General features: G+C 33.3%; 7 protein-coding genes. All 7 read left to right on the top strand.

Features of this window, described 5'->3' with window-relative positions; genetic code table 11:
- Nucleotides 1-909: normocyte-binding protein (locus RMR19_RS12765; protein WP_310603876.1), on the top strand; the 909-nt coding region annotated here is incomplete at its 5' end.
- Nucleotides 906-1,649, top strand: coding sequence for a hypothetical protein (locus RMR19_RS12760; RefSeq protein ID WP_310603875.1), 744 nt, complete (start codon nucleotides 906-908; stop codon nucleotides 1,647-1,649). The genes RMR19_RS12765 and RMR19_RS12760, both read left to right, overlap by 4 nt.
- Before the next feature lie 42 nt (nucleotides 1,650-1,691).
- On the top strand, nucleotides 1,692-4,349 hold the full coding sequence (locus RMR19_RS12755; protein ID WP_310603874.1) for a hypothetical protein: 2,658 nt from the start codon (nucleotides 1,692-1,694) through the stop codon (nucleotides 4,347-4,349).
- 9 nt (nucleotides 4,350-4,358) lie between these two features.
- Nucleotides 4,359-5,180 carry a hypothetical protein gene (locus RMR19_RS12750; protein ID WP_310603873.1) on the top strand — a complete coding sequence of 274 codons (822 nt, stop codon included), beginning with the start codon at nucleotides 4,359-4,361 and terminating at the stop codon, nucleotides 5,178-5,180.
- Nucleotides 5,180-5,353: a hypothetical protein gene (locus RMR19_RS12745; RefSeq protein ID WP_310603872.1), complete on the top strand. Its 174-nt coding sequence runs from the start codon at nucleotides 5,180-5,182 to the stop codon at nucleotides 5,351-5,353. Before RMR19_RS12750 ends, RMR19_RS12745 begins: the two co-directional genes overlap by 1 nt.
- A 29-nt stretch (nucleotides 5,354-5,382) precedes the next feature.
- Complete coding sequence (locus RMR19_RS12740; RefSeq protein ID WP_310603871.1) at nucleotides 5,383-6,528, top strand: hypothetical protein; 1,146 nt, start codon at nucleotides 5,383-5,385, stop codon at nucleotides 6,526-6,528.
- A gap of 10 nt (nucleotides 6,529-6,538) precedes the next feature.
- A partial coding sequence (locus tag RMR19_RS12735; protein ID WP_310603870.1) for a peptidoglycan-binding protein occupies nucleotides 6,539-8,558 on the top strand: 2,020 nt, incomplete at its 3' end.

The following is an 8,558-nucleotide window of genomic DNA, read 5'->3' as shown; positions in this document are numbered from 1 at the left end:
AAAAAAGAAATTTATACAGGGAAAATATATACAGAAAAACATGAGTATACTATTCAAATTCGTTTACGTCAAAGTGACATATATAGAAAGGGTATTGAAGAGCTGTACCAAGCATTTATTCGGAATGGAGTAATTTGGACGACTCTTAATTGCCCTTATGTTGAAAAATTTGCAGACGTGCATTTAATTGGAATAGATGAAAAAATGGAGCTTGGCGAGGAGATTATAGATATCCAGTTTGATCTTGGAGAATACAATAGATATCAAAAAAGAGATATGGTTCCGTTATGGAATGTGAAAACAGTGTTGCTTCCAAGTTTAACATTCCCTGTTCCTGCCGATGACCATGTGAATTATCAACATGAAGTAACATTGGAAAAGGAAGGAACAGAGCATGGATATCTTGTATGCCTTGATGAATCCTTTAATGGATATGTTAAAAGAAGAGAAGATACATTGACATTGATTGCTCCTGTGTCAAATATGTCTAATTGGGAAATTAAAAAAGTGGTTACACCACCAAAAGAAACTACACTTAGAAGCAATATATATGATTTGATGACAAATCAGACACAAAATAGTTTTATTAATCGCTTTAGTAAGAAACAAGGAAAGGTAATTCGAACAAAAGCAGAGTTGGTTCGCGTGATTCAGTCATTTGAGGTGGCAAAATCTATTCATTTAGTGGAATTTACAATTATGGATTCTTCAAAAAAGAAAAAAGAGAGTTATCCAATGGATTTCTTTTTGGTGGACGAGATACGGGAACAAAATAGTAAGAAAATATTATTACTGGATTTTCAAGCGGAAGAATTTGATTTTCTTACTAGAGACAAAATCAGTTTTCTTGTATCGGAGTTACAGCAATATTTTCCTGAATATCTGTGTGAAGGAAGGTTGTTATCTTGAATTATATCTGGGATTTGATTATAGAAGTAGAGAGGCGAGGAATACTAAAAAAACAATTAAAATTTGTGAAAGCAAAAAGATATTCCCCTTATATGGAACTGTCTTTTGAGGACTTGAATAAGACCGTCCTTGATGAGAATGAAAGTCATGCAGTAAAAGGAAAGAAAAAAAGAAACAGTAAAGCAATTTATGAGATCGAAGTGAATCCATACTATCGATTTTACGAAATTTTTCGAGATATGTATTCCTTAGATGACAGCGAGCATGAGGAGTTAAAAGAGGTACTCTTTGATTTGCTAATACATCATCTTTCGGATACAGATGCCTATATGGGTATGAATAAATGGGAGTTTTATAAGGGGCTTCTACTCGATGATATCAAAAATAATTTCTTTGGCAAGAACGCATATCAACAATTTTTAATATTTACAGAAGTAGAGAGACAGTACTTGCTTACAAGGATTCTAATGCTTTATGAAGTAGGAGAGTCTTTGTTGCTATTCAAAGAAACGATACATACGATTTTTAATAATAGTGCAATCTATATCAACAGAAGAGAGAAAGATGAAATCTTAATTTATCTTGGTGTGTCAAAGTCAAAGAGGTATGAAGAGAAACTTACATTTATTCTGGATTTCTTTTTACCCGTAAAATATGAGATTCGTTTGTACTGGGATAAGCATTTTGGAGTAATTGGGGAAGATAAGACGATGCATGTGAATCAGATTGTATTATATTAATCTTTTACGTTTCAATCGGGAATAGGGAGGAGAGACAAGAAAATGCAGTCAAATCCATTAAGAAGTTCGAATAAATATAATGGCTATAGGAAAAGTAATCTTGTTACTATGACAACAATACAGTTAAAAGAAATATGTATTAAGGAAAAAATAATTAATGGAATACTAAATCCTCTTAATAGAGGAGAACTTATAGATAAGATAATGAGATTTAGGGGAATACCAGAAGACCTTTTAATTAGGAAGCATTGTGAAGGTGGTTTTGAAAGGGTTGGAGAAACAATACTAAAAAAGATAGGTACAAAACGTGAAGGAAGTCATAGTATTGTTAATCCCTCTAAGATGATTTTTTATACAGGTTTAGAGATGACAGAATATGAAGGTTACTCTGTGAAGATAGAAGAACATGTATCTAGTGTTGAAGAAAGAAAAGAAAAATGTTTTTATCTGAATAATACGAATGCATTATTAATGGACGAAACAAGAAAACTATGTGGGATACTTAATATCGTATCAAGTGGTGATGAACAGACATTTTATTTAATCAAGTCAAGTGCGCAGGAGATTGAGATAAGTCAAAGTAAGCAGTATTTTATCTATTATTTCGATAAAAAAGAATCAGATTATTTGTTCTACAGTTATTACGAAGGGGAAGATAAGCCAGTAATACTTGATTATTATCAAGTTCCCTTAGCAAATGTAGAGGTAAGAGAGGTAGAAGATACGAATGCAGTACTAGCAATTGATTTTGGCTCAACGAATACAACTGTGGGTGCTTATCTTGATTATAACTATATAAACTTGGTTGATGAAAAGGATGTTTCCAATGGAAGTACTCGTTTAGATGATATCAATATTGCTCTATTTCAAAATACAAGTGTATCTTCTAATGAGTTTAGTCCTGTTATCCCAACATTAGCAAGTGTAGCAAAGTGTACGAATGATGAAGCCATTTTCCATTTTGGTTATGAAGCCGAAGCGGATTCAAAAATAAAATTTTATGATGAAAATTTTAGCATATTTTATGAAATGAAAAGGTGGGTTGAAACATATAACCAAGAGCAAGATATAGTCGACATAAAAGGAAATACAATGACAATAACACGTGGAGAAATTATTCGGAATTACCTGCTATATGTGATAAGAAAAGCCGAAGACCGTTTTAAGTGTCGCTTTCATAAGTTGCATTTGTCTTGTCCAGTAAAACTAAAAGAGCAATTTTCGCAAATGTTTGAGGAGTTATTATGGGAATATGAGTTGATGACTCAAGAAATGCTAGATGAAGGAAGTGCGGTACTTTATAATACCATTCACAATATGATTGGTAAGAAGACATATTATAATAACGAATATTTGTCCGCCATGATAATTGATTGTGGTGGTGGAACAACCGATTTGTCCTCCTGCAAATTCAGAATAACAAATGAAAACTCTACGTATAGAGTGAATATCGATACCTCTTATGAGAATGGCGAAGCAAACTTTGGAGGAAACAACATTACATACCGAATTATGCAATATCTGAAAATAGTGTTAGCAGCGTATTATATGGATCACTGCAAAGTTAATGTTAGTGATTATATTGATGAGAAAGAGATGGACATTTACCGCGCCGTAGACAGTAAAGGGAGACAGGGCGTTTATGAAGCGTTTGAGAGAGCCTATCAACTTGTAGAAAAAGTAATACCAACAAAGTACAAGGAGTTTGAAAATAGGAGCAAGGAAGAATACTTCTTAGTAAAAAACAACTTGGATTTTCTTTTTTCTATTGCGGAACAATTAAAGAAGAAGTTTTATCAATATAATAATTCTTCAAGGATAAAGTTTGCCCTAAAGGAAGCGATGAGTCCAGATGACTGCGATTTAATCGTATTAGATGCTTGGAACTTAGTTATCCGAAGAAATGACAAACTTTGCTTACAACATGAAATTCCAGAAATCGTATTCTGCAAGATGGATATCGATAAGTTAATGAAAGCGGATATCTATTGGATTATCAATCGATTTTTAGGGGATATGTTTGAAACAGGTGAATTAGAAGACTATTCGGTGATTAAATTATCAGGACAATCCTGCAAAATAGATTTATTCAAAGATGCAATAAAAGAATTCATACCAGGAAAATGTATTGATTTTAGAACGAGTAAGCAGGAAGCACATAATGTTTTTGACTTGAAAATGGCATGTGTGAGAGGTTTGATTCAATATATTCATGATGTAGAAACAGGAAGAGTGCGAATGGAATTAAACACAATCGATAAAAAAATACCATATATGATTGTAGCATATACCCATGAAAATACCAAAAAAATCTTAATTAATCAGATTGATACAAACCAAGGATATGGTTATCTTTCATTGGGTAAAGAGTTGACTAAAGTTGAATTTCTTCTTTATGGTGAAGATGGTGAGGTGAAATACCGATATCCTTACTATAACGATGCAAGCAATTATGAGCCATATACGTTTGAAGAAATCAGTGAGCGGTATGAAGAATACAGCAATTGCATCGTTCAGAGTGAAACCGATACGATTAAAGATTACGAAGTGAAATTTTTCGTATTTGCAGCAAATGACAGATGGGGATTCTATGTTGTGCCAATAGCAAGGGAAGAAACACAGCTATATCTTGGTGAGGAAAAATACTATGCATTTGAAAACAACATATGGGAAGTGAATTTCTTTGATGGAACAAAATAGGAGGCAGGCATGTTTCAAGACAAATATCCGCATTTTAAGCGAGACAGTATATTAAAATCAGAGATGTTGATTAACTTGATGGAGTATCCACGAGATATGTTCTCGCTTGTGTACGAGGACTATTCAGACGGGATAATTACAGGGGTGGATGTTACAGTAAAAGATAATGAGATGGCTGATAATGCTGTTGTAGAGAGTACATTTGATTCTGATGAAGATCAAATTATTGTGAAATCAGGAATTATTAAGCATCAAGGAAAGTTATATTTGATGAAAGAGAAACAATATATTGGATATGAAGCAACAGAAAAGAAGATGATACTGAAAGTTGTGTTTGATACTCCAGTGATTACAGCAGATTTTACAACCTCTCGCGCAAAGATTGTGCTATCCGATGAACCTGTTCAGGGAGAAGATGAAATGGAACTGTGTCGATTTCTCTTAAAAGCAGGAGCAAAACTGCGACAAAACTATCAAGACATGGATGATTTTACGACGGTACATAACACGATAAACAGGCTCTATGTTCCGTATGCAGGGATTGGCGGAACAACCATTGCACCAGAAATAACATACTATTTTGGAGAAGCATTGATGAAGAGTAATGTTACGAATCCATATGATATCGCGTTTGCGATGCAATGTATGCAGAATAAGCAAATCCATAGACCACTTATTATGCAATACTTGAAATTGCGTATGGGAGCGACAGAAAATATTAATAATGAGCAGATACATTCTTACTTTGCTTCTATTCTGGCAGAGGTACAAAAGGGAAGAGGCAGTCGTAGTGCAGGAACAAGAACGGGAAGAAGGGTGATTGTAGATTGATGATAGTAGAGAATAAAGATAAAGATAATGATAGTGATTATAAGAGATTGATTCCGTATATTGAGGGAATGGTGCCGGTTTATATTGATGCGGAGCTTGCTAGAGAGGATGTTGCGGACAAAGGGATTGTGTATCAGTTGTTGTGTAGTATACCTGAGAAGATATCGGTATAGGAGATAAAAGAAGGGGTGTGGAATATAATATGAAGAGAATTGTATTATTAGGAATGGTATTGTGTATGCTGGTTGGGAATGTAGGATGCAGTAGTACAAAAAAAGTGAATGAAAACTTGAATAGGATAGAAGCGGAACAAGGGGAAGATACAGCAGGACAGAATATTGAACAAGAAACTAGTCAAGAAAATCAAGAAGATCAAACGACACAAGAGAATATAGAAAACGTCCCGAAAGAAATTGCCCCGATAAATGCATCTGATTTTGCGATAACGGATGGGGAGAATCTGGTTTTGCTGGATTCGCTATATGATGATTTTGAGACTCCGGAAGAGGAGATTGAAAAAGGCGCTAGTGTTAATAATTATGTTGGGGAAGTATATGTAGGCGAATATGTTTACAAGACTTTTTATCATAATTTTAAAGATTTTAATATATATACTTCAAATACAAATTATACATTTAGGGGAGTCGATTTTGATACATATTATATTACACAAATTGATTTGCGGACTGATAAATATAAGACAGCAAGAGGAGCATATATTGGAATTGATATAAAGGAAGTGTTGGAACTGTATGGTGAGGGAGAGATTATTTCTGATGATTATGATGAAAAGGCTTGTATGAGGTTAATGTATCAATATGAGAATTATTTATTATCTTTTGTTTACAATGATAAAGATGTGGTTTTTCGTATTGTTTTAAGTGTAAGTCCAATAGAGGATGATAGTGAAGAAAAACCATCAAGTGATGAGATAATTGAAAAAGTAACAGAGGGTATAGATATTTATGATTATATTGATTGTAATGAACAGGAGTTTTTAGAAGAAACAGGATTAGAGATAGAAAAAGCACCTGATGGTGATGAGTATGATTCTTATGTAGGATATAATGAAATGATATCGGTTTACTTTAATAAGCATAAAATTATAATGATGCATTTGTTTGGAGAAATTCAAGGTTATAATCTCTTTGGAATAAATTGTGGGATGACGATTGATGATGCACTTGCTGTTTTAAAAGAAAGAGGGTTTGAATATTCCTACGATAATGAAATGGAGTGTTATGAAGTTGTATCAAAAGAAGATGATTCGTTTATATTGTATATTAGCATAGAGAAAGATATAGTTACAAACTTGTTTTATTCTATTAATGATTTTCCATGTAATTAGGAGGTATATGATGAGCTTATCTGCAGATGAAAAAAGAAAATTAGTGGTAAAAAAAATCAAATCGCGAGAGAATAAGAACAAATACAATAAGGAGAATTTAAGACTGAGAGTTGCAACTGGATATGGAGATTGCTCCTCTACAGTGGCGTGGGCATATAAAGAAGCAGTTAATATAGATATAGGTGGATATTCGGCAGCACAATATAGAAACAAAAAAGCAATCGATGTGGATTATTGTGAGGACTCATTGTATCCAAATACAGATAATTTGAAGGAAGCAGATTTGATTTTTTTTGTAGGAAATATGAATCGATTAGAAGATGATTGTGTTGGTCATGTAGAGATGTATATTGGTAATGGTCAGATTATGGGACATGGCTGGGGGATAGGACCAAAAGTACAAGATTTAAGGAAATATTGTGAAGGGCGAGGATATACGGATCATTATTTAAAAGCAAGAAGGTTTATTCTGGATGAGGGTGATAAAGATATTAATGTAACAAAAACAGATCTTTGGAAACCGCTTAAAGATAATAATAAAAAAGAGACAACTAGTAAGAATAATACAGGTTTAAGTCGTGGAAGTACAGGAGAAAAAGTTAAAAAACTACAAGAAAATTTGCTTTATCTTGGCTATAATCCGAAAGGAGTAGATGGGAAATTCGGTAGTGATACAGAAAAGGCAGTACTTGCTTTTCAAAAAGTAAATGGATTAACGCAAAGTGGTATTGTTGATGTAAAAACACAGGCACTGATTGATAAATTAGTGAGTGAGAAAAAAATCAAAGAAGCAAAATCAAAAGATACATCCGTTGTTGTAGAAGGAGCCACTTTAAAATGTTCCATGGGTACAATCACAACAAAACTAAAAGTTCCAAAGAGCCATGGTGCACAAATACAAGGAAAAAATCAAGCGACGGTCAAAGACAATGTTGTCAAAACCAATATTACGTCATTTGGTAATTGTAGTGTTACAAAACAAACCTGTAGCCCTGTGATTAAAGAGACATGGAAGAAGAGTAAAAGTAATTATAAGTTGAATAACGAACAAGTATTAACGAAAGAAAGTTGCTTACCATGTGTAAACAAGGGGATTATCACAATTGTTGATGATGGACAAAAAGAGACGACATCTACGAAAAAAACAACAGAAGCAACGGTGATTACATTTAAATGCAAAAGGATTTTGAAATATGGAAGTAGAGGAGAAGATGTTAAGCAGTTACAAAAAGTATTGAATCAGTTTAACTGCGGGAAATTGGTGATCGATGGGAAGTATGGACCTAAGACAAAAAAAGCGATTATAGAATTTCAGAAAAAATATGGGTTAAAACCGGATGGTATCGTTGGAGCAAAAACAAGAGCGAAGATTGAAGAATTGTTAAAAAAGGAAAAAAACGATGATAGTAAATCTCAAACAACTAAAACGACCACAAAGAAGGATAATACAACTTCAAAAAATAATACTACATCAACTACGACAAAAAATAATGATACAAAGAAAGAAGATACCACAAAGTCAAACGATTCGAATGAAAAGAAAGAAGATGCCACAAAGTCAAATGATTCAAATACAAAGAATATGAATGAAGAATCAAAAAAATATCTTGAAAATTTAAAGAAGAATATATCAGAATATCCGAAAGAAAAACAGCAATCATTATATGCGGCAGCTGAAGCATTGTTGCTTGAAGGTTTTAAAATGCCATTTGTTGCGGGTATTCTTGCTAACATTATTAAGGAGGGAGGAGTAGGAAAATTTGAAGGATCAAATTATGTACGACACCCTGAAAAGAAACCGAAATATCTTATTTATGTAGATAAGTATTTTAAATATGCAGAGAAGTATTCATACAAAAATATTACCGAGGTAGGAATTAAGTCTACAAGTGAGTTGGTAGAAGAATGTGTAAAATCAGGATATAAAGGGATGTTTGGATTAGGCTGTGTCCAATGGACAGGTCCACGTTGTACAAGCCTTGTGGAACAGTATAAAAAAGAATGTGGTAAGAATGCATATCCTACTTTTA

It is taken from the genome of Anaerosporobacter sp., from assembly GCF_031551385.1.
Classification (GTDB): domain Bacteria; phylum Bacillota; class Clostridia; order Lachnospirales; family Lachnospiraceae; genus Anaerosporobacter.
The sequence above is the reverse complement of the archived record's forward strand: the minus strand, read 5'-3'. Positions and strand labels throughout refer to the sequence as shown.